Annotated in this window: 18 protein-coding genes and 2 pseudogenes; 8 read left to right on the top strand and 12 right to left on the bottom strand. The window is 54.8% G+C overall.

The features are described 5' to 3' along the window. The first annotated feature begins 3 nt into the window (after positions 1–3). From glmS to D3D02_RS16825, 3 genes are all read left to right on the top strand, one after another. Positions 4–1,806 (top strand): glutamine--fructose-6-phosphate transaminase (isomerizing), encoded by a 1,803-nt coding sequence (glmS, locus tag D3D02_RS16830; RefSeq protein ID WP_121571125.1) that lies wholly within the window; start codon positions 4–6, stop codon positions 1,804–1,806. 83 nt (positions 1,807–1,889) lie between these two features. After that, positions 1,890–2,111 carry a hypothetical protein gene (locus D3D02_RS20435; RefSeq protein ID WP_147435659.1) on the top strand — a complete coding sequence of 74 codons (222 nt, stop codon included), beginning with the start codon at positions 1,890–1,892 and terminating at the stop codon, positions 2,109–2,111. A 728-nt stretch (positions 2,112–2,839) separates the two neighbouring features. Next, the gene (locus D3D02_RS16825) at positions 2,840–3,457 is read left to right on the top strand and encodes a glycosyltransferase family 2 protein (RefSeq protein ID WP_121571124.1); all 618 of its coding nucleotides are present in this window, start codon (positions 2,840–2,842) and stop codon (positions 3,455–3,457) included. Positions 3,458–3,593: 136 nt separating this feature from the next. Here D3D02_RS16825 and D3D02_RS16820 read toward each other — a convergent pair whose 3' ends face one another. From D3D02_RS16820 to D3D02_RS16800, 4 genes are all read right to left on the bottom strand, one after another. After that, positions 3,594–4,508: an NAD(P)-dependent oxidoreductase gene (locus D3D02_RS16820; RefSeq protein ID WP_121571123.1), complete on the bottom strand. Its 915-nt coding sequence runs from the start codon at positions 4,506–4,508 to the stop codon at positions 3,594–3,596. Between the two features lie 162 nt (positions 4,509–4,670). After that, positions 4,671–5,252: a type IV pilin gene (locus D3D02_RS16815; protein WP_121571122.1), complete on the bottom strand. Its 582-nt coding sequence runs from the start codon at positions 5,250–5,252 to the stop codon at positions 4,671–4,673. A 624-nt stretch (positions 5,253–5,876) separates the two neighbouring features. Beyond that, complete coding sequence (locus D3D02_RS16805; RefSeq protein WP_121571120.1) at positions 5,877–6,863, bottom strand: hypothetical protein; 987 nt, start codon at positions 6,861–6,863, stop codon at positions 5,877–5,879. A 442-nt stretch (positions 6,864–7,305) separates the two neighbouring features. Next, complete coding sequence (locus tag D3D02_RS16800; RefSeq protein WP_233560689.1) at positions 7,306–8,061, bottom strand: hypothetical protein; 756 nt, start codon at positions 8,059–8,061, stop codon at positions 7,306–7,308. A gap of 785 nt (positions 8,062–8,846) precedes the next feature. Between D3D02_RS16800 and tnpA the strand changes: the two genes are divergently transcribed. The 4 genes from tnpA (at position 8,847) to D3D02_RS16785 (ending at position 12,033) form a co-directional block, all read left to right on the top strand. After that, the gene (gene tnpA / locus D3D02_RS16795; protein WP_121571119.1) at positions 8,847–9,239 is read left to right on the top strand and encodes an IS200/IS605 family transposase; all 393 of its coding nucleotides are present in this window, start codon (positions 8,847–8,849) and stop codon (positions 9,237–9,239) included. A gap of 1 nt (position 9,240) precedes the next feature. After that, on the top strand, positions 9,241–10,500 hold the full coding sequence (locus D3D02_RS16790) for an RNA-guided endonuclease TnpB family protein (RefSeq protein ID WP_121571118.1): 1,260 nt from the start codon (positions 9,241–9,243) through the stop codon (positions 10,498–10,500). A 122-nt stretch (positions 10,501–10,622) separates the two neighbouring features. Further along, on the top strand, positions 10,623–10,784 hold the full coding sequence (locus D3D02_RS21000) for a hypothetical protein (RefSeq protein ID WP_199723143.1): 162 nt from the start codon (positions 10,623–10,625) through the stop codon (positions 10,782–10,784). After that, positions 10,759–12,033: an RNA-guided endonuclease TnpB family protein gene (locus D3D02_RS16785; protein WP_121571117.1), complete on the top strand. Its 1,275-nt coding sequence runs from the start codon at positions 10,759–10,761 to the stop codon at positions 12,031–12,033. The genes D3D02_RS21000 and D3D02_RS16785 overlap by 26 nt, the downstream gene beginning before the upstream one ends. Before the next feature lie 888 nt (positions 12,034–12,921). On the opposite strand, the gene D3D02_RS21675 is transcribed toward D3D02_RS16785, so the two are convergent. From D3D02_RS21675 to D3D02_RS16750, 7 genes and pseudogenes are all read right to left on the bottom strand, one after another. After that, on the bottom strand, positions 12,922–13,179 hold the full coding sequence (locus D3D02_RS21675; RefSeq protein ID WP_394337741.1) for an HNH endonuclease: 258 nt from the start codon (positions 13,177–13,179) through the stop codon (positions 12,922–12,924). A gap of 41 nt (positions 13,180–13,220) precedes the next feature. Continuing rightward, positions 13,221–13,700, bottom strand: coding sequence for a hypothetical protein (locus tag D3D02_RS16770; protein ID WP_121571114.1), 480 nt, complete (start codon positions 13,698–13,700; stop codon positions 13,221–13,223). 297 nt (positions 13,701–13,997) lie between these two features. Continuing rightward, entirely contained in the window at positions 13,998–15,389 is a 1,392-nt protein-coding gene (locus D3D02_RS16765; protein ID WP_121571113.1) for an ATP-binding protein, read from the bottom strand. An 83-nt stretch (positions 15,390–15,472) separates the two neighbouring features. Further along, positions 15,473–15,625, bottom strand: coding sequence for a hypothetical protein (locus tag D3D02_RS20685; protein WP_158599396.1), 153 nt, complete (start codon positions 15,623–15,625; stop codon positions 15,473–15,475). Continuing rightward, positions 15,622–15,992: pseudogene (locus D3D02_RS16760) on the bottom strand (MarR family transcriptional regulator). Before D3D02_RS16760 ends, D3D02_RS20685 begins: the two are co-directional and overlap by 4 nt. A gap of 140 nt (positions 15,993–16,132) precedes the next feature. Further along, positions 16,133–16,462: an ArsR family transcriptional regulator gene (locus D3D02_RS16755; protein WP_199723142.1), complete on the bottom strand. Its 330-nt coding sequence runs from the start codon at positions 16,460–16,462 to the stop codon at positions 16,133–16,135. Between the two features lie 134 nt (positions 16,463–16,596). Further along, complete coding sequence (locus tag D3D02_RS16750) at positions 16,597–17,853, bottom strand: RNA-guided endonuclease TnpB family protein (RefSeq protein ID WP_121571112.1); 1,257 nt, start codon at positions 17,851–17,853, stop codon at positions 16,597–16,599. A gap of 210 nt (positions 17,854–18,063) precedes the next feature. Between D3D02_RS16750 and D3D02_RS16745 the strand changes: the two genes are divergently transcribed. After that, the gene (locus tag D3D02_RS16745) at positions 18,064–19,530 is read left to right on the top strand and encodes an ATP-binding protein (protein ID WP_121571111.1); all 1,467 of its coding nucleotides are present in this window, start codon (positions 18,064–18,066) and stop codon (positions 19,528–19,530) included. 900 nt (positions 19,531–20,430) lie between these two features. On the opposite strand, the pseudogene D3D02_RS16740 reads toward D3D02_RS16745, so the two are convergent. Next, positions 20,431–20,593: pseudogene (locus D3D02_RS16740) on the bottom strand (ISH3 family transposase); the annotation flags it as partial.

Here is a 20,593-nt window from a genome sequence, read left to right as displayed (position 1 = left end):
ACTATGTGTGGGATTACAGGCTATATCGGCAGTGCAGAGACAGGACAGATCGTCCATCAAGGACTCAAGAATCTCGAATATCGAGGCTATGACTCCGCCGGGATCGCCATAGGCGACGATGCGATTACGGTCCATAAGACCGAGGGCGAGGTTGATGAACTCACCCCTCCAACGGCGATGGATGCGCCAGTCGGCATCGGCCATACACGGTGGAGTACACACGGGGAACCATCGAAAGCAAATGCGCACCCCCATACCGACTGTACGGGTGATGTCGCAGTCGTCCACAACGGCATCATCGAGAACTATGAGTCGCTCAAAGAAACACTGCGAGCAGACCACGTCTTCGAGAGCGACACTGACACCGAGGTGATTCCACACCTACTCGAAGAGTACCTTGCGACCGGCGTCTCCCTTGTGACTGCAGTGCAGCGGACGACTCAACAATTAGAGGGCAGTTACGCAATCGCCGTCACGGCCGCTGGGCACGATGGCATCGTCGTTGCACGGCACGACAGTCCATTGCTACTCGGACACGGAGAAGAGGCGATGTTCATCGGAAGCGATGCGACAGCCTTTATCGAGCACACAGACCAAGTCACGTACCTCAAAAGTGGGGATATCGCACACCTCACCGCTGATAATGTCACAATCTACAACGACGGCGAACAGGTAGAACGGGAGATCGAGACCCTAGAGTGGGATGCTGATGCCGCCGGCAAAAGTGGCTATGAGCATTATATGCTCAAAGAGATTCACGAGCAGCCGCGAGCACTCCGAAAGGCCATTTCGGGGCGGATCAATGACTTAGCGACAACCGTCGATCTCGATGTTGAATTGCCGGCTGAATACCTGCAGTCGATCGAGGAGATTCAGATCATTGCGTGCGGGACGTCCTATCACGCTGGCCTGTACGCCAAAGAATTGCTTGAAGCACACGCCGGCGTCCGGGTCACAGTGCATATCGCAAGTGAGTACGACTTCGATGCGGGGCGCGATCCGTGGCGGACGCTCGTCCTCGGGATTACCCAAAGTGGTGAAACCGCAGATACACTCTCCGCGCTTCGGGAGGCCACTCGCTCCGGAGCCCGCACGCTCGCCATAACAAACACACTTGGGAGTACTGTCACCCGAGAAGCTGATGACACGCTGTTTATTCGTGCGGGGCCCGAGATCGGCGTCGCTGCAACCAAAACATTCGTCTCTCAAGTTGCAACGGCGACGCTGCTCACCGTGCAGTTAGCACAGGTTCGAGGGACGCTCGACCCACAGACTGCGAGTCAGTTACTCGAAAGCCTCCGCGATCTTCCGGGCGCGGTACAACAGGTTCTCGATCAGGAGCCGACGATCAAGCACGCGGCTGAAACGTACGCCGATAGTGACTCGTTCTTCTATATTGGCCGCCAAGCAGGCTACCCGGTGTCGCTCGAAAGTGCACTCAAACTCAAAGAGATCTCGTATGACCACGCCGAGGGCTTCGCGGCAGGCGAGCTAAAACACGGTCCGCTCGCGTTGGTCACCCCAGAAACACCAGTCATTGCAGTCCTCACGAAAGCAACGGCTGCTGAGAAAACCCTGAATAACGTCAAGGAAGTCAAATCCCGCGGGGCGCCCGTCATTGGTGTTACGAGTGACCCAGAGATGACGGGTCACGTCGACACTACGTTCGACATCCCGGAGTGTGGAGTACTCGAGCCCGTCGTGGCAAATGTGGCCCTGCAGTTGTTCGCGTACTACGTCGCCGACGAGAAAGACCGACCAATCGATAAGCCACGGAATCTCGCAAAAAGCGTCACCGTCGAGTGACGGTATCCAATTCTGGTCACGGTGTTTAATTTCACGGTCGGAAAGCCAAACCAGCCGTGAGAGCCTGCTTACCAAGTGATCAAATGAATCCTAGTGAAGACAAGCTGAGACAACTCTGTGTTGAGATCGTTGAGGAAGCTGATGTAGCAGCAGTAACACCTGGTATTGTCTGCCAAGAACTTAGAGTAGAACACGACATAGCCCTTGGTTACAACACAATCTTCGAACTTATGCACGAGATGGAAGAAGATGGAGAACTAGTCTACCACCTCGGAGAATACAACGAGTTCGCAGTTCCAGAGTGATGAAATTTTAATCTGTACTGACCGGATCTTGCTCAGGTACGAATAGCCTTCTATGACCTCCAGAGGTATCCCCGATCACTGATGGCCAGTGAGGCGTCTGGATTGGTACAACCGGACTCAGAGGAGGACTTTGGTCTCGAAACGCGGGTTGTGCCACTCAAAATTATTTCTGCCTAAGCGAATCTAATTGCTACTACCGATCTGTGATGACCCCGCCAACACCTGCTTCATCAACTCCGCCCCCGGACAAATACATCCCTACAGAAGACATCACCCGTGCCGAATCAGACGAGGAACGCTACTTCGATGCGATCGGCTATATCGATGGGCGGGTGTTAACGGTGCTACTTCACGATCGAGCACGAGACGAGGAGGTGGTCGCCGCCCGTCGGCGTGGAGACCGTGTCTTCACCGTGCTTGCCAGACGAGAGTAAAAGCATCACACGTTACGGTATGCGGATCTGTGGCTGATAGTAGATTGGACAGGTGCGTAAGGGATCCTTCTATATGCTGGCAGCAGCGCCGTCAGGGCGGTACAAGCATCCCGCCACGGACAGGTTGAATATTTCTGCGAAGTGTGGTGCAGACTCTCAGCACCGAGTGAAAAGCGTCCCTTCGTCACTGGATCTCTCACTCGTTTCAGCGCTGTATACTGTCTTTACGCAGACTACTCAAGGCGCAGGTATTCTCTGTGCTCTTTATAATCAGACGGAACAACAGTATCGACTATGGATGAGGTCACTGTTGTTGTTCCAGCGTACAATGAGGCCGATCGAATCGGGCCGATCGTTCGTGATCTCGCTCAAAAGTATGCGGTTCTTGTCGTCGATGATGGGTCTAGTGACAAGACCGCATCGAACGCCCGAAGTGCAGGCGCAACAGTAATCGAACAACCCCAGAATAGGGGCTACATCGCAGCGCTGAAGCGTGGGTTCCGAGAAGTTACCTCCGAGATCATCGTTACGTTCGATGCAGACGGGGAACACCGTCCGAGAGATATAGAAAAGCTCGTGCGGCCAATTAAGGAAGACAGACTAGATCTTGTTCTCGGAGCCCGAGAGACAATCCCGCGACCCTCCGAAAGACTGCTCAACGAACTGACCCGGTTGAAGATTGATGTGCAGGACTCGGGCACTGGATTTCGTGCCCTTCGTCGGAGCCTCGCTCTTGAGCTCGAACTTGATACGGCCTGTACCTGTGGCACGTTTGTGTTGGAGGCCGCCGCCAAGGGGGCGACAATTGGAGAAGTGCCAATCAAAACACGCACCATTCAGAAACCGCGAGGGATTGCTTGGCAACACGGGAGGCAACTCATCCACGTACTGCGATACTTACTGTTCGAATGAGTATCTGCACACACACACCGTGGACCACCAAGCTACGTTAGAATTCACTCGAAACGGTGGTGTGTCTCAGCCAAATACCACTCGTTATCAAAACAAACCCCACTCGAAACCGTACCCTGTCCCTGGATACACGACACTATAGATACGGCTCACAAACCCGTTCGACACCCTCCTCGAAACTAATCTCGGGCTCCCACCCCGTGGCCTCGTGTATCTTCGAGTAGTCGGCCTTGGTGTCGTGGACGTACACCTCGAAGGGATTCTCGACATATTCGGGTTCCACATCGGTCCCCAGCACGTCGTTGATCATCTCGACCATCGTGTTGAAGTCATAACTCTCGCCCGTGCCCAGGTTGTAGACACCCTGCAGTCGCTCCTCAGCCGCCAACTCGATCCCTCGAACAATATCGTCGACGTGGGTGAAGTCCCGAGTTTGAGAGCCATCACCGAATAGTTCGGGTGACTCTCCATTCGCGATCTGATGGGCAAACTGCGCCACTGTATTAGCGAACTCGCCTTTGTGCTCTTCAGCGCCGCCAAAGCCCTGATACACGGAGAAGAATCGCAGTCCCGCGAGTTGCATATCGTAGTGATGGTGGAAGTACTCGGCGTACCGCTCGCGGGCCAACTTTGATGCCTCATAGCCCGTTCGCGCCTCAACAGGGAGCGATTCAGGAGAAGGCTCTGTACGAGAGCCATAGATCGAGGAGGTCGTTGCATACACCACTGTGTCACAGCCGTCTGCACGCGCCTGCTCGACCGTGTTGACGAACCCTTCAATGTTCACACGAGCGCCTTTGGTTGGGTTCTCCTCGTGCATCTTGTACGAGGATAGCGCCGCAAGATGAAACACCACATCAACGTCTGTAGTTGGGAGATCATCAGCAAGAACGCTCAGGTCGTGAAATTCGACCTGTGCATCCAGATTTTCGGGCGTACCAAGATACAGATCGTCGACGGCAATGACATCATTGTCCGCAGCCAGGTGATTCGCGAGATTCGATCCGATAAAGCCAGCCCCACCAGTGACAAGAACGCGCTTGTCTTCCATACTGGAGACACGTCAGCAACGCGGCAAATACGTACCGATTGGTGAACGGGACTACGCAGTACAAGCAGGGTCAGAGCAAAGTCTCGACGAAAAATCAAATATGAAGGATATATGCCGCAATCAGAAGTCCGCAAAGGTATGCGGTATCCAGAGCACAGACACTTATCGTGCGAACGTGTCTTCGAAAATGACAGCGTTCGATGGCGTGTGGACGATAATGACCTCAAGTTCCGCAGCCTTGGGGCCCGAGACTGGTGGGTCACGGAAGTCAGCCCCACCAACATTGATCTCAAATTGAATGGTATCTCCGGCACTCCAGATATTGTCGTCAGCCGGATACTCCTCAATAATGACTTGATTCGGGTCTGCAGGACCTGCCTCTCCAAATCCCTCACTGATGAGATCCGAATCACCCTGGATATTTTCGGCATCAAGATCACTGCCTTCGGCCGGCAAATTCACCAACCGTGTCTCAGTATCCAAGCTAGGACCGGACGCTCGAACGATGACTTCGATGTTTGCAACTGTCACGCTATCTCCCGCAAGATGTGTCACTCGAACCTCTTGTTCGTCCGCCCCCGGAGTGAACTCTCCACTTGTCTGTGCAACGTTCGGTACAGGTTCGTGAAGGCGGTCTTCAACACCAAAGGCAACCACTGAGATTATCGCAGCCAAAATGACAACAATGGCAACCATCAAGAGAATCCCGACCACCGACGAGACCCCTCGGTGATCCGCATCCATTATATCATATTTTACCCGTATCGAATATAAACTCCCCGTGTCAGTATCACTTCTCAAGAAAGAGCCACTCCGGTAGGCAGACAAGGTACCGAGCACCGATGCGGCACTATGCAGATGACTGTCCAGAGCAGTCTCCCGACCACTGGCACAAGAACAAGGAAGACAGAGACCACAGAGGGACGAGAAAACCAAGCGGATAACGCGGAACGGCGCCAGCGAGAGCGAGAGGAGGAGTTTGCGGAGGCACATACCGTGTCGAGGAACCAGATCCCACCGGTGACGATCGAACTACTCCTGACGAGAGACGCAAAGCGGATGCCTCCCTGACCCCCGATAAGTGTCAACCGTCCCCGGCGACACCAGCCAGCGGAAATCACCGCCTGTGAACGCTAGAAGCACTGGCCACGACGCCGTAGCGTCAACAGCCGCCCTCCGTGGAAGTTCACCGCCGAAGAGAGTCCGACGAATCTGGATGGCGTCTATCCGGACGACGTGTTTCGAGCTGATCCCATCGCAAAAGTCCGTACCAGCGACACACCGTGATCGGACGCCTGTGGTGGTGGGTAGGATTCGCAGTCGAGAATCCGCTCGACACATATGCACTCAGTCTTGACCAAGTCCCAGCTACGATTCCTCGCCTGCTGCCGGATGGAACGAGGCCGCGGCGTCGAAGCTTGTGAGCTCGTCGATCCGCTGTTCTAACTCCTCGATTTCTGCCTGGAGGTCTGCCGTGTCCTCGTCGGTAGCGGCCAGTTGATCTTTCAGCCCTTGCAGCCGCGTTGCTTTGCGTTCTTCGTCGACGTCCGCCTTCCGTACGTACTCGCTTTCTTCGATCTCGTAGACGTCCGACTCCGAGAGCTCCGTCACTTCGAGCGCGTCGTCGACCTTGCTGGCGTCCACACTGGTCACGCGCTCACGGTCGATCCCGGCCGCTGTCAGTGTCTCCAGCACTTCGTCGTCATCGTTCAGCGTCCGGTTGCGCCGGGACGTCCGCTGGACCGACCCGTACTGCCCGGAGACGGGCTGGTCGTGATGGAGACGGGCGAGCAGCACGCTCCGTACGTCCTGCCGGAGGTCGTTGGCGTTTCGTTGGACGTCCGAAAGGAGCGTGTACAGATTCACCAACGCGGGCGTCTCCATCCCTTCGAGGTCTGTCGGGTCGTGACGTTCGAGCGCGTCGATGAGGAGCAGCGCATCGGCGTAGACGGAGATATCTGGTTCGGCTCGGTCGTCCGCGTCGGTTTCGACCTCGTGGGCATCGACTAACGGAGAACTCGTCGGCGTGTCGGTTTCCGCGAGCATTCCCTCTCGGTCGTCGATCTCGAACCGCGGGTGCAGACTCAAGACTGTCGCGTAGGGTTCGGCGTCCGAGGGCAGGTTATCGAGACTGAAGCCGCCCCAGCCATCGGTGACGTGGCCGTATAGCGTCTCGAACTGCTCGCGTTGGAGTGGGATCGTGTCGTTGTCATCGCGATACGTGATGAGGATGCGGTGTTCCTGGACGTCCGTGATCCGGAACGGCTTTCGAGACAGCGGCGTGCGGAGTGTCGCGTCCGACGGCAGCTCCTCCGCGTGTTCGAGGAGATTGTGCCAACTCGCGCTGAACGTCATATTGTGGGTTACCCCACCCCAACTCAAAAGCCTGCGGACGAACGCGTCCCGAAGAGCGCTACAAAACTATCCGAATAGAAAAATGTTAATAACATATGTGACAACCAGATCACTGTACGGCAGCACGGAGACAGCCTATCGTAGGTTCTGACATTACCACCGGGTTGTCGTACAGTAAGCTATACCGGTGGCGCGGAAATACCACTTCCACGCCACTTCAGAGAGGTGCTTCTGCAGGAAAAATACCCAAAGACAGAGCAGACGTTCCGATGACCGGGTCGAGAATGTCACTAGCACAGGATTTATGATACTCTTCTTTCAAGCTAAACTACTGAGCTAAGCTAATTAGCTCATCTAGATAGCACAGCAACCAATCTCATCAACGAATTGCCCCATCATACTGCCCCAGTCGCAGTCAAAGTGCGCTCAACTCCCCATTAACTTAGTCACGCAGACGAAGTTGCGCAAGAAGAAGAGACAACACAAGCAGAAGACACCCCACGCCAGCGAACCCACCAGTCTGGGCGGTAATTCCACTCCGAAGCGGCAAGACTAGTAGCACACCACCAATAAGCGCCAGGCCAATACTCAGCGCAGACGAAAGCAATTGACGAACCACCCGGGGAACCAGCGTGGTTACCCAACTCTCGATCGAGATGCGCCCACCAATTCCCAGCACGCCACTCCCAAGCAGGGCCATCCCAATGCCGAGGTACAGTCCTTGGAAGGCCCCACTGTCCAAGACAAACGTCCCAACAGCGAGATACCCGCTACCGACGACAAGCGCGAGAACGCCAGCAACACGGGAGAGGACAGCCAGTGATCGCAGCGGTTCGACGGCCTCGACGGTCGCCGGACGCTCACCAGCCAACTCCCGCGTCGTATACGACCAGTGATCACCCACAACAACAGCGAACACGAAGAGACCGAGTGCGAGCGCGGCCACTTCGCGTGAGTCCGTTGGATCGAGCACATCAAGCGTCTCGTGGAACCAGAAGACGTTCGCAAACACTGAAGAATGAAATCCATACAGCTCTGTCGCAAACACCGGTGTCACCCAATGCACATCGGGTACCATCGCCCAGAGCCCGCCAAAGAGGACTGACGTCCGTGCATATCGTGAGGGCGGCAGCAAATAGAGGGCAACGACGGCCGTGAGCGCGCCCCCAACAGCAAAATGCGTGATGGCCATCGACATACCCACCACCACACCACGCCTGGGGAAAAAGACTGCTTGTCGGGGTTCGGGGCGCGGTTCCGCTACACCGTCCGTTAAGAACGAGAACAGTCGGTGTCCAGGGCGTCATAAAAGGGCCCTCTCACCAAGATCCGCTCAAGACAGAAAACGAATAAGTCACTCGTTGCGGGGTGTGTGGGTGCGAAATATGACTAGTTCTCGAGGCGTTCGTCCTGAACATCGGTCAGGGTGTCCAACAGTCAGCACCGGCGGCGAGTTTCGACTTCGAGTACAACTCGACGTAGGGACAGTCAACATCACCCACCAGACTGGAAACACTCTCGAAAACGGGACGATCACGATTGCGGGGATGGTAGCAGTGACGGGAGTACCAAGTTGCGCCCCTTTGTGACCTCTGGGAAGCGTCGCTACATATACACATAATGACGCCTGCACAACAATTGCGGGTTGTCGGCGTCCCCCCTTCCAACAGTCGACCCCGCTACCCAAACCCCTTTCCGTTTTGGTAGGTTCCCTTCTGTGCTATCTTTTTCAAGGCGAGAATCCCGCCCTTTAGTACCTAAGCAAAGTTCTGGAGATTGAGAATTCTATAGAGCCGTTGATGGCTTCGTGAGACAGGGCATAGCGGCTATTCTACAAGCAGCAACCTCCAAAACTTCTCTTGATTACTATAGGGCGGGCGTGAAGCCGACAACTCCTACACGTTCCACCGTCGGTTGCAGGCTGAATACCCCACGACTGCAAACCTATATTAGAATTGGGTGTATAGAAATCAGTACGGCCAAATGAAGTACAACCTCGAGACCGGGTCGCACACGGTCTACGCGCTCCAATATCACTTCGTAACCGTTACGAAGTACCGCGCAGATCTCCTCACCGACGAAATCGCAGAGCGCGTCGGGGAGATCGCCAGCGACATCTCCGAGGACTTCGGCGTGGACATCCAGAACGTCAACGGCGGTTCCGACCACGTTCACATTCTGTTCACGGCGAAGCCAACGACCGACCTCACCAAGTTCATCAACTCACTCAAGGGCGTCACGTCCCGCAAAATCCGTGACGAAAACCCCGAGGTTCGGCAGGCGCTCGACAAGGCGTTCTGGCAACCGGGGTACTTCCTCGCCACCACCGGCCAAGTGAGCATCGACGTACTCATGAACTACGTGGAGGAGCAGTAGCGTGTCTCAGACCGTCACGAAAACGTTGCAGGCGACGTTCGCGCCACCGACTGCGCACAAGCAGTCAAAACTCAACGACCTGCTCCACACGTACCGTGACGGTCTGCAAGAGGCGTTCGACGCCGGGGCGAGTACTATGTCGGCAGTGAGTGACATCGTGACGCCCTACGACCTGCCGTATCAGGCCAAAGCCGCGCTCTGCAACTACGTTCCGAAACTCCGTAAGACGTACAACGCCAAGGAGTTGAACGACGAACACCCGATACGACTCACCAACCAAGCCGCCAAGTTCGACCACTCCGACGAACGCGACCACGAGTTTACGTGGTGGGTTCCGCGCCCCGGTCGGGGAACGAACTTCTGGATACCGCTCCGTATCAACCCCGAACAGGAAGACCTCTGGCACGACCTCGTATCGGAGGAAGCGAAGGTGGGAGAGATACGGCTTCAGAAACACCGGAAGAACTGGGTACTACACGTCACCGTCGAGTACCCGGTCGAAGAACCAGCGACGGACGGTGACGCCACGCACATCGGCTTAGACATCGGAGAAACCGCCCTGATAACGGGCTGTGCCCTCAAGGACGGTTCTCCGACTGACCCGTTCGTGTGTAGCGGAAGTAGAGCAAAGCATCTCCGCAAAGAGATGCACACGACCCTGAAACGACTACAAGAGCGTGACGCATCCGAGTGGCGGATTGACGACCGATTCAGCCACTACCAGAACGCGCTCACTGACATCGTGGAGAAGGCGTCTCGGCAAGCCGTCGAGTACGCCAAGCAGTACGAGAATCCGGTGTTGGTGATGGAGGACTTGACGTACATCCGCGAACGTCTCGACTACAGGAAGTACATGAACCGTCGCCTTCACTCGTGGGCGTTCGCCCGACTCCAAGGGCGCATCGAGGACAAGGCGACGGAAGAAGGCATCCCGGTCGAGTACGTGAATCCGGCGTACACCTCTCAAACGTGCCACTCGTGCCACCGTATCGGTCGGCGGGATTCACAAGCCGAGTTCCGGTGTCCGAACGACGACTGCCACGTTTCGACGTTTCAGGCCGACATCAACGCTTCCGCGAACGTCGCACGACGGGTTGACCCGTGGGGAGAGAGCGTCCCGCTTGACAAGCCGGAACGCGATGACTCGCCACGAGATGGGAGCGGTTGTGACACCGCCACGACTCACCGTGAGAAGAGCGTACCAGCGCAGATGACGCCCACGGCCTACGAAGAGTCGGAACCCTCTGCCAGCGACGACTGACTGGTATTCACCATCTTCCTGCAAGGAGGGAATCCGACAACTGCTGAACTAACCACATTCTGACGCCCAGGCTGAATGCCGACCGTTATCTTTAACTTACGCTATTTCTTACGTTCTGGTGGATGAGAGCCGACTTCGATATGGAGCGAGGCGGGCCACTTCACGAAGCCGTGAAGGACTACGCCCGCGACCACGGGATACGCCACTCACGAGCGTACCCCGACCTCCTCCGCAAAGCACTCGAATCCGAAGGCTACGATGTCAACGACTCAGACGGCGAATAAAACACTGGAAGCCACGCTCGCCCCACCCACACGGTGCAAAGAGCAACGCCTCCAGCAAACGCTGTCTGAATACCGAGATGCACTCGAAGACGCCTTCGAGCAAGACTGTACGACGATGAGCGCCACGAACGACGTGGTGACACCGTACAACCTGCCGTATCAAGCGAAAGACGCCCTCAAATCCTACGTCCCGAAACTCCACAAGACGTACAACGCCAAAGAGTTGGACGACGAACACCCACTCCGATTCGTGAACCGAGCCGGGGAGTTCGACCGAGACTCCTCGCGTGAGTACGAAATCTGCTGGAACGTTCCGCAACCTGGTCGCGGAACCAACTTCTGGATACCCCTCCGACTGAATCCAGACCACCAAGAATTGTGGAACGAAATGCTCGATGACGAATCGAGTACGAAGGTGGGCGAACTTCGCTTGCAGAAACACCGGAAGACGTGGACGCTCCACGTCACCGTCGAATACGAAATCGAGGACACCTCAGAAATCCCTGAAAACCCAACTCGGGTTGGATTCGATATTGGCGAGTCGATGTTGGTCGCGGGCTGTGCCCTCCAACACGACACTCCCACGAAACCACTTCTCATCAACGGGAAGGAAGCCAAACGAATCCGTAAGGAGATGTTCACGACGCTCAAGCGACTCCAAGAACGAGACGCTTCTGAGTGGCGCGTCGAAGAACGCTTCTCGTACTACCAGAACCGACTCACGGACATTATCGAGAAGGCATCTCGTGAGTCCGTGGAGTACGCCCGACAGTTCGAGAACCCCGTCATCGTGATGGAAGACTTGGCGTACATTCGTGAGTCACTGGACTACGGGAAGTACATGAATCGACGCTTGCACTCGTGGGCCTTTGCTCGGTTGCAGGGACGTATCGAAGACAAGGCGAAAGACGCGGGTATTCCAGTCCAGTACGTCCACCCGCAGTACACCTCGAAGACGTGCCACTCGTGCAAGCACATCGGGTATCGGCCTCGGCAAGCCGAGTTCACGTGCAAGAACCCCGAGTGCCACGTATCGACGTTTCAAGCGGATATTAACGCGAGTGCCAATATCGCACGTCGCGTAGACCCGTGGGGAGAGAGCCTGCCGTGGAAACAGGCAGGCGATGACTCGCCTCGGGACGGGAGCCGTTGTGACGCGGCCACGACTCAGTGTGAGCAGAGCGAGACACCCTCGCAGATGACACTCACACCGTTTCAAGAGTCGAAACCCACTGCCGGCAACGACTAACTGGCATTCCCACCGTGTGGGAAGCCCCGTCGTTTACGACGGGGAGGATGTCACGCGTGGGAAGCCTCGCCGTTTACGGCAAGGAGGATGTCACGGGGATGCGCACACCGAACTCTGTAGGGGCTTCCTCACCGAATCTGTCACACGTGCTGGACACGACGAACTCGTCAGTACCGACGGTATCGGAAAAATGGAGTTCGTCTCGTTCCTCGAAGAGGCAGAATAACCGCGTTAGTCCTGAAGGTCCGCGACAGTGCGCCCAAGTTCCCGGGCATGTTCGCTCTCACTTACGCCGTACCGCTCTTCTATCGAGCGGAGTTGTTCTTGGAAGGTCATCGTGGGTGCCTCCAGTTGAGTCTGTTCTAATTGAGACGGTTCCCGCATAAGAACCTTTCCCGATTACCAAGCCCAGTACTTGAGGGTGTCATACAACGGTTCACATAGCTGTTCTTCGCTCTCCAGATTCGATCAGTAGAACTGCTCACATAGTCGTCCTTTGACCGCCTGATTCGCTCAGCAAATGGAATCTCAGTCAGTACAGCTTATTATTGCCAGCAGCCGATCGCCTCTCTATTACTCTATAAGACCGTTCCTCACGTGCTCGAATTGCGTAGATGATTTCATTTGTACAATTGTCAAAGAGCAGTGTTTTCTCAAACATCCCACGATCATTATTAGATTCTAGATAGCTAACAAACGAAAAATAACGATAATCTGTATCGTTCGTCTTGGTGACTTTAGCTACTTCAATATATTCTGGATTATTTTGATAGGTCATTAGGGCAATCGAATTATGGTTCTGCTGACTCGCTTCACCCGATGTATTGATTTATATCCACGGTCTAATCTAAATTATTACAGACTAATCTTCTCTTTTATAAGGTAGATTCAATAGTTTTCCGCGTACTGCCGTTTATACTCATCTCTCTTTGCAGGATCTGGATAGATTCCGTAGTCCCGTACATCTCGATAAGCGCCCCTCCATTGCCCCGTCTGTTTTACTTTATGTGCCCATCTGTGACAATCTCCGCATAGTGTTATGAGATTTTCTTCGTCGTCTGTCCCTCCGTGTTCTTTAGGAATAATATGATGAACACAGAGACGCGGAGATTTCGAAAACCAACCCACACTACACCTCGCACACATATTAGAATCTCGTTCCCGTACCCGCTCTTTTTTCCCTGTACTCAGTGCCATTTCCGAACCGCTCCCTCAATAGGCTCAGATATATTTTCGACCAACTCATCGAACTCTGAATCAGTATTGAGGTCGAACTCTGAATCAGTATCTCGATCGCTGTGGATAGAAGTTAGATAGATCATATCCCCGTCCATCTGCCGATATCGGAACACCACACTACTCCCCTTATCCGAGGAGAATTCAGCAACAGCGATCGTAAGTCCCGAATCAGGGCTGACAAACTCGTAGTATGCAGACGCACCCTTCGTTTCGACCGTGTGGTCGAAGTCCGCTAATTCGTCTATCTCCTCGATCAATTCAAGTACCACTTTTCTTGTTTCATCAGGAAGGTACGCGGCTGCATCTTCGAGTCCAGGGGCAAGGCCTAATTCTCTCCGAAGAACATCGTCAAACGTCTCGTTTTTTCGTTTTCGCCCCTCTAACGTGTCGTACACTACCTCACTAACTTTCAGTGCCTTCGATCCCATACCACCCAGTATATTTCGAGTACATATAATAATTTGGTAACTCGGTAAACCAAGTTTACTAACTGTCTTTTTTGTCAACACGCACATACAGTGAGCGGGTGATTCACCTCCGACCCCCGTGTAAGAAAGGCACGCATCAATACCCATCCCCCGAAGTTGTGAGCACTGGATCACCTCATAAAGGCCTCAGCTACTCGTTCGCTGAGTAAGAGCCGCGATTTCTCTGGTTGGCGGGCGTCACGAAACATCAGTTCCGACAGATTCGGCGGTGGATGGCCGAACGACTGGGCCAATTTTTCAGACGTCGTTGAAGATATATTCGATATCCGTAAGGTCAAACAGTGACCAGTTGTCGTCAAGATCCTCAGCAAAGCCATCAACGAATCCGCTTCTGGAAAAGAGCGCGAACCGTTCAGACCGATCACTTGGTCCCCATCGAACGCTATCGGCTTTCGATTGAAGCTCATCGACAAGCCCGTGGCTAACCGGCTCGTTGGTCCATTTGCATTCAGCAAGCAAGAGTCGGTCATCGGCAGGTGCAAGTCCCACAATATCGATTTCCTCTTCACCATACCACCATCGCCCGACAGTTGAATACGAGTCGAATTCGCCGCGCCTGATCAGTTCCCAGACCGCCTCCGTACAGACATCTTCGAATGTTGTCGAGACGTGTGTTGGTAGGTCGGGTTCGATAGTGCCCTCGAAGACCATCGCAGGCGCTTCTTCGATGCTAGACCGGTTCGGTTCGACATAGCGAAAACAGAACCGAAGGAACTCGTCGTCGACGCGGTAGTGAGATCGTTTGGACTTCTGCCCGGAAACCGTAATCGGTACCTCACGGTTGAGCAGCCGAAGTTGGCGCAGTGTCTGAAGGTATTTCGAGAGCGGCCCTGAATCAATTCCAGTCGCACCAGAGATCTCGTTGGGCGTCGTGTGTCCGACCGCGACGGCCTCAAGAATACTCAGATAGCGAGCCGGGTTGCGCAGTTCCGTCTGAAGCAGGAACTCTGGCTCATTGTAGAGAAGTGCGGTCGGTGAGAGAATCTGTGTCTGAATGTTCTCGGCTAACGACTGTTCGTAGTCGAAACGGGTGAGGTACATCGGTGTCCCACCGGTGACCGCGTACGATCGAATTGCGTCTGCAATATCGTACGCAATGACGTCCCGGGCTTGCTGGAACGAAAACGGATGGAGATCAATTTGTCCAGTTCGGCGGCTATACAGCGGACTTTCGTGGCCGAGCACCTCAGACTCCATTGTACTCACGCTCGATCCACAGAGAACGAGCATCGAGTCAGTGTGCTGCAGGTGCTCGTCGACGAAGGCCTGGAGGTATGACGGGAGCGAGTCGTTCTCTGCTACCAGATACGGAAACTCGTCGATAACGACAACACGGTCGTCCGTTTTGAGCTTCTCACCAAGATACTCGAATGCCTCATCCCAGTGGTCGATACGTGGGACACGGTCATCGAATCCGTCGGCAATCTGTTCAACGAACTTCTCACGCTGGCGCTCTTCGGCTTCTTGCGCTGCAAGATAGTACAGATGCGGCCGATCAGCGCAGAACTCTTTGAGCAGTGCTGTTTTCCCCACTCGACGACGCCCATACACGACGTAGAAAGCGTGACCAGATGATGAATACGCCGTGTCTAGTGCATCGAGTTCATCCTGGCGATCGTAGAAGGTCATACTTTACATAATGATTACTGCGATAATGACTTATGCGCTTCGCATCCCCGCTAAAGTCAAAGCAACGTCCTCGATGGACCGGTTCACGAGAGGGGGTAATGCTGATTGCCGTGGAACGGACGGCCTTCGTGGTTTGAGAGGATAAGCCAGGGCCGAGCGGCTTCCTCAGCCTTGAACGGATCATCACCGTAGACGACGTCGCCCCGCTCGAGGATCGGTGTCTCTGCGTCGGTCACTGTTCGTCCTCGACGCTCGGGTGTGGTTCCTGCGGTGCGTGATCGCGCCAGGAATCCTTGTCCTCCGCACCCAGTTGGTCGTTGAACAGCGCCGTTGCTCGTTCGTACCCGCTGTATCCCTCGAGTCGCTCAGCGTCATCAGTCACTGCCCAGTACGTGGCCTTGTGTTCGCCCAGCTCACGATCCTTCAACCGTGAGAGCGCGGTACTGACCGCCCCTTCGTCGACGCCGATCTGGGGGCGATTTCGCGCGCCTTAAACGCCCGATCCTCGTTGGCGGCGAGAAATCCGAGGACCTGATCGGGGACGGAGAGTTCCTCAAGTTCGTCCTCGCTCGTGTTCTCGAAGGTATCTCGGTCGATGGACATTGTTGAATGAGGGTACGTCATCCGCTGTAAAGAGAGTTCGGCGTGAAAGCTATGAAAATCTCGAAGGGAGATGGCTGTTAACCGCGAAACGGTTCGGAACCGCATACATTGGAACGGTTGGTCCCAACTACTGTGGGATATCAGTTCTCCTGAATAATCGTTGGGCCGTCAATTTCGATATCGGCTGCTAACTCACGGATGGCCGCATCAAATTGGCCTTGATCCTGATCGTAAAGCGCCTGTTTTTGGACTGCAGCCACGCCTAAAGGCGTTATTTGATACAGTCCCGAACTTTCGTGCGGGCCGATTTTGTCGATGAGACCGTAATCAGCAAGCACAGGCAGTCGGGTGTTGATGTAGTTTCGACTTTTGTCGATTCGCTTTGCAATATTCATTGCTGTATCTCGCTTCCCGTCTGATAACGTGTCTAGAATCAGGAAATCAGTCGGTTGGATGAGTCGAATAGGCATTCTTCTGTAGCTAATATCTACTATTAGTATATTTTACTTGTGGATCTGGGAGATGTCATCGATCCGTATCAACGGTATATTCAGACAAATGAAGGTAGATCATCACTATGGCGTGCGTAGTCAACTACCCCGCCCTACTCGCGCTGACGCGCTCGTTGAGGACGGGGCTTGTCCGTGAACTCGGCCTCGAACCCTTCCGGGTGGGCGGTGAATCCGTCGCTCGGCGTCACTGTTCCAGACTTCAGGGCAAGTTGACTGTTGCCCGTCCGCCGAGACGACTGTTGGCCCCGACGGACGTACCGCAGTCCGATATTCTTCGCCGCGTTGTAGTCCGCGTTCGCTTCCGACTCGCACTTTTGACAGCAGAATTCGTTGCGAGTCGAGCGGTTCTCATCCGCCGTGAACCCACACTCGGCGCACCGCTGAGACGTGTACGCCGAACCGACTTGTGTCACCGAGATACCCTCTGCCTCGGCTTTGTACGCTACTTGCTCGTAGAGCGTTCTGAACGCCCACTTGTGCCCCCACGACGCACCCGTTCGGTCGCGGATATGGGTTAAGTCCTCGAACGCTATCACGTCGCACTCATAGCGGAGTGCTTCGTCTACGATAGCGTTCGACGCCCGGTGAAGCACATCCCGGACGTATCGAAGTTCACGGCCACTCGACTGTTCGAGTGTCCGGTGGGCGCTTCGCGTCCCGGTCTGTTGGAGTCCGGCACGCACCTTCTCGAATTCACGGAGGTCGTGAGCTAGCTCTCGCCCGCTGAAGAAGTACGCCGTACTGGTGACGGCGAGGTTTTCAATACCGAGGTCGACCCCGAGAACCGTTCCGTCCTCGGCGGTGTTCCGCTCGGTGTCGGTCTTGGGTCGACGAAAGCCGATATGCAAGAAGTACTCGCCGTCACGGGCGGTGAGCGTGCTTTCCGTGACACTCCACTCGTCGGAGTCAAGGTACTGCCGTTGGTAGCCGTCGTCGGCATCGGGCAGCGCAAGGTCACACCGGACGCGACTCTCCGTGGTGGAGAGAGACACCGTATCGTCGTCGAACAGCGTCATAGTCCGGGTGTCGTACTTCACCGTGGGTGCGGTGAAGGTCGGCTTGCTGACCGGCTTGCCTTCCGAGCGGCGTTCGAGACAGCTGGTGATGGCTTGGGCGGCTTGGTGAGTGGCAAGAATCGCGTGCTGACTGCCGAGGTCGGTGTGTTCGCGTACGTCGTCGTAGGCGAGGGGCTGGACGTCGCTTTTGGCGTTGCAGACGTTCCACGCCATATCTGTGGCGAGTTGGCAACCACGCTTCCACTCGGAGATGATTTCTTCGAGGAGGGCGCGTTGCTCGTCCGTAACTTCGAGACGAGTGATTGCCGTCCGACGCACGTAGTCGTCTGCCACAATTTCAATGTAGTCTGATGGACACTTATAATTAGGTGGTTGTGACTTATACGAACGCGCTCCTCCCCTCCCTACTCGCTCCCTCGGGTCGCTCCTTGAGGAAGGGGACTCCGCGCTACCGCTTCAGTTGAAGTAGCTGCCGAAAACCCACTTCTGCTATCTGAATGAAAAATTGTATACGTACGAATACGAGTTATCTCGCATCGAAAAGTGAGCCGTCGTCGAATCACAGCACGACATCTGTGGGCAGGGGCGATCAGTGGCCTGGGAACTGTTTCTTTTCTCGCCCACATCCCGCACCTTCTTGCGGAAGACGAGCTGTTAGCGTACGTTTTGGGCGTGTTCGTCCCGATGAGCCTGTCATTTGGACTTATTGTGCTGGGATATCAGGTGTACCAGAGCGCCCTCAATACTGACCAGCTACCTCGCGTCACCGGGTGGACGATCACCGGAATGGTCGGAATGGTATTCGTCAGCGCTGTGATCTACCTCTACCAGTACGTGGAAGGAAACGTGATGAGTCACGGGCAATTTGTCGTCTTGAATCTGTTCACAGCCGGCGGTATCGCGGGTGCACTAATTGGAGTCTATGACGGACGCCAACGTCAGGAAAAACACGCCACCGAACAGGCTCGGCGGCGCTATCAGATGTTGCTTGATGCCTCGCCCGACGCCGTGTTCGTCGCTTCCACCGACACCGGTGAAATCGTCGATGTGAACCGAACTGCCGAGGAATTGCTGGGGCGACAGCGAGACGAGCTAATCGGGATGCATCAATCAGAACTGCATCCGGAGGAGAATCGGGGACAGTACCGTGATCTGTTCGCCACCCATACCGATACCGAGGAAGCGCTTTCAAAACTCCCCGACGGATCGGATGCCTTCGTCAACACAGCAGGCGGAAACCGCATTCCGGTGGAGATCAACGCCGCAAAGTTCGATTATCGAGACCAATCCTTGCTTCTCGGCGTCTTCAGAGACGTCTCGAACCAGCGGAATAAAGAAAAGCAACTCCAGAATCGAAGCGAGCAACTCGAAATCCTCAATCAGGTGGTTCGGCACGATATTCGCAACGAGATGTCCGTGGTAACAGGATGGATTGATATACTGGCGAAGTATGTCGATGACGAGGGGACTGACGTCTTAGAGCGAGTGCGGCACGCAAGTCAACGCGTGATCAACCTTACCGAGGAAGCTCGTGATTATGTCGAAGTCGTGACCGAAGAGACGACACTGGATTTGTATCCTATCTCCCTCAATTGCGTTCTTCGGGAAGAAATCGCTACGCGGCGTGAGCAATATCCGAATGCTGCATTCAATATAAGTGGAGACGTGCCCGATGTCGAGGTACAAGCGAATGAGATGCTTTCATCCACCTTCCGAAACCTCTTGAACAATGCCATTAAGCATAATAATTCAGAGACACCCAGTATCGATATTGAGGTAAAACAGACTGAGGAGTCCGTGACGGTGAGCATCGCGGATAATGGTCCCGGGATTCCGGACAAGCAAAAAGAGGCTGTCTTCGGTAAGGGAAAGAAAGGGTTCGAAAGCTCAGGAACCGGCATCGGCTTATATGTTGTCAATAACTTGGTAGACGAATTCGGTGGTGAGGTCTGGATTAAAGACAACGAGCCGACTGGATCCGTTGCCAAGGTAAAACTCCAGCGCGCCTAAACTCTGTAGCACGGTTCTGTCTACTGCAAGACGCGTTCTCTCAACAACTAGCTAGCCTCAGAGATACACTAACTGGTTATTGGACGCCAAACCTGAAACTCCCACCGCTCGGGATTCCTCCGCGTATAGTAATCAAGAGAAGTTTTGGAGGTTGCTGCTTGTGGAATAGCAGCTATGCCCTGTCTCACGAAGTCATCAACGGCTCTCTAGAATTCTTAATCTCCAGAACTTTGCTTAGGTACTAAACGCGGAGGAGGATGTCAAGCGGGACGCTTTTTGTGTCTCTCTCGAATCTAGCACTCACTCTCCCACCCCTCGTTCAGAGTGAAAATCACTCTCAAAAGAGTACTAGAGAGTTTTCTCACACCCCTCGTTCAGAGTGATAATCTAGCTATAGAAACGCTAAGACAACGTTCTATAAACGTTCAGAATCACATACTTACTCGATCGGTCCTCTTTCGGGCATCGGATAGTGGCTCCATTGACGCCCCTGGTAGGGTACCAATCGTTTTCACTCTGAACGAGGGGTGGGGGTGTCCTCCGAGAGAACCCTATTATGACCTCGTCGGTACCTCTCTTTAGCCGGCTGAAATTTGTGTGGACCAAACACACTATCGTTTATATGACAAGTTCGGATGTCTTCTCGTGGAATATTCAGGGCGCATTCCGCCTCAAGGACCACCAGATCGGACCGGCACACAAGTTGACTTTATTGAGTTAGAGATTCAGTACCTCACAAGGCGTCGCCAGCTAACCCGATCTGAGCTCACCAGTCTGTCTTGATGAGCCGTTGGTAGCGAGCAAGTGACGCTGGGAAAAGAGGAAGCGGTCGCTGTCGGCGGCGGTCAGCCGCCGACGCGACAGCGTTGCCACTCACGTGGAGGCGTGCTCGGTCGGTGACTACCGGTGGAACCGGTCGTCAGGTGGCCGGTTTGAGGGGACGGCCCGACGCGTCGCGAGGGCCGTCCACGCTGCCCGGCACATCATCCTGATGAACTCCGTGAACGGCCACTTCCAGAGGCGACGCCCGCCACGGCGGGGCGTCGCCACAAACTCCCAGTGC

This window comes from Halobellus sp. Atlit-38R, assembly GCF_003665925.1.
Taxonomy (GTDB): Archaea; Halobacteriota; Halobacteria; order Halobacteriales; family Haloferacaceae; genus Haloquadratum; species Haloquadratum inordinatus.
The sequence above is the reverse complement of the archived record's forward strand: the minus strand, read 5'-3'. Positions and strand labels throughout refer to the sequence as shown.

Excerpts from the sequence above, each read along its gene's own strand:
- glmS (WP_121571125.1), top strand. The coding sequence starts at position 4 with ATGTGTGGGATTACAGGCTATATCGGCAGTGCAGAGACAGGACAGATC.
- D3D02_RS20435 (WP_147435659.1), top strand. The coding sequence starts at position 1,890 with ATGAATCCTAGTGAAGACAAGCTGAGACAACTCTGTGTTGAGATCGTT.
- D3D02_RS16825 (WP_121571124.1), top strand. The coding sequence starts at position 2,840 with ATGGATGAGGTCACTGTTGTTGTTCCAGCGTACAATGAGGCCGATCGA.
- D3D02_RS16820 (WP_121571123.1), bottom strand. The coding sequence starts at position 4,508 with ATGGAAGACAAGCGCGTTCTTGTCACTGGTGGGGCTGGCTTTATCGGA.
- D3D02_RS16815 (WP_121571122.1), bottom strand. The coding sequence starts at position 5,252 with ATGGATGCGGATCACCGAGGGGTCTCGTCGGTGGTCGGGATTCTCTTG.
- D3D02_RS16805 (WP_121571120.1), bottom strand. The coding sequence starts at position 6,863 with ATGACGTTCAGCGCGAGTTGGCACAATCTCCTCGAACACGCGGAGGAG.
- D3D02_RS16800 (WP_233560689.1), bottom strand. The coding sequence starts at position 8,061 with ATGTCGATGGCCATCACGCATTTTGCTGTTGGGGGCGCGCTCACGGCC.
- tnpA (WP_121571119.1), top strand. The coding sequence starts at position 8,847 with ATGAAGTACAACCTCGAGACCGGGTCGCACACGGTCTACGCGCTCCAA.
- D3D02_RS21000 (WP_199723143.1), top strand. The coding sequence starts at position 10,623 with ATGAGAGCCGACTTCGATATGGAGCGAGGCGGGCCACTTCACGAAGCC.
- D3D02_RS16785 (WP_121571117.1), top strand. The coding sequence starts at position 10,759 with ATGTCAACGACTCAGACGGCGAATAAAACACTGGAAGCCACGCTCGCC.
- D3D02_RS21675 (WP_394337741.1), bottom strand. The coding sequence starts at position 13,179 with ATGTGTGCGAGGTGTAGTGTGGGTTGGTTTTCGAAATCTCCGCGTCTC.
- D3D02_RS16770 (WP_121571114.1), bottom strand. The coding sequence starts at position 13,700 with ATGGGATCGAAGGCACTGAAAGTTAGTGAGGTAGTGTACGACACGTTA.
- D3D02_RS16765 (WP_121571113.1), bottom strand. The coding sequence starts at position 15,389 with ATGACCTTCTACGATCGCCAGGATGAACTCGATGCACTAGACACGGCG.
- D3D02_RS16755 (WP_199723142.1), bottom strand. The coding sequence starts at position 16,462 with ATGCCTATTCGACTCATCCAACCGACTGATTTCCTGATTCTAGACACG.